Raw genomic sequence first — 1,039 nt, 5'->3', positions numbered from 1 at the left:
GCGCCAGGTCTGCTGGCCGACGACGCCGTCGACGGTCAGCCCGGCGCCGCGCTGGAACTCCCGGGCCGCGTCCGCCGTGAGCGTGCCGAACTTGCCGTCCACCGTCAACGGGTAGCCGTGCTTGACGAGTTGCCGCTGAGCGGCGCTGACGGCGGCGCCGGAGTCGCCCTGCCGGACGGTGGCCACCAGGTGGGTCCAGGTGGTCGCGTTGACCGTGCCGGTCGGCTGCAGGCCCTGGGCCTCCTGGAAGCCGGTGACCGCGGTCTCCGTATCGGGCCCGAAGATCCCGTCCGGCTCGGTGGGGAACGCGCGGAAGCCGAGGAGGTGCTGGGCCGTGGACACGTCCGGGCCGCGCGAGCCGTCCCGCAGCGTGGGCCACGCGAGGGCGCCCTCGCAGCCGCAGTCGGTGGTCCAGCGGCAGATGGAGCGCACCCAGCCGGAGCCGGAGTTGAAGTAGCCGTCGTGGCAGCGCCGTTCGATGCCGCAGCCGCAGGCGCCGCACGCCCCGCTGAACGCCCAGAGCCAGCCGTCGTACGAGCCGGAGTAGCACTGGTTGGGGCGCAGGGTCCAGGTCACGCCGTCGTTGCGGTGGAAGCCCGCGTGCGGGCCGCTCGTCTCGCAGGCGGCGGCGTGCACGGTGCTCGGGCCGCAGCCGGGGGAGCAGTCGTGCTCGGAGGCGTAGGAGGGGCACGCGCCCTCCCAGATGTCGTAGCCGTCGGCGTACGCCTCCCTGGCCGCCCCGAAGACGCCGAGGGCGGCGAAGCCCACGACCGTCGCCGACTGGAGCACGGTGCGCCGCCGGGGCGCCAGGCTCGGCAGCGAGGAGGTGCTTCGGCGGCGGGTGGGCCGGTCGGCGGCGCCGGCGCGGCGCAGCTGGGGAACCTCGTCGAGGGTGGTCATCACGCGCTCCTCGGCTGACTGGTGTGGTGGGGGGCTGCGGCGACCAGGTCGCCCAACGCGTCGGCGGAGCCGAGCGGTTCGCTGCGCACGACGCGCCCGTCGGTGCCGACGAGCACGGCGAACGGGGTCGCGATCGCGT

The 1,039-nt window shown here is 75.4% G+C and carries 1 protein-coding gene; it reads right to left on the bottom strand.

What is annotated here, in order from left to right; genetic code table 11:
- The coding region (locus tag H5J30_RS35460) for a peptidoglycan-binding domain-containing protein (protein ID WP_181791896.1) at window positions 1-900 on the bottom strand (900 nt) is incomplete at its 3' end.
- Between the last annotated feature and the right edge of the window lie 139 nt (window positions 901-1,039).

This window comes from Streptomyces phytophilus, assembly GCF_013870535.1.
Taxonomy (GTDB): domain Bacteria; phylum Actinomycetota; class Actinomycetes; order Streptomycetales; family Streptomycetaceae; genus Streptomyces; species Streptomyces phytophilus.
This window is presented reverse-complemented; position numbering and strand designations above follow the sequence as displayed.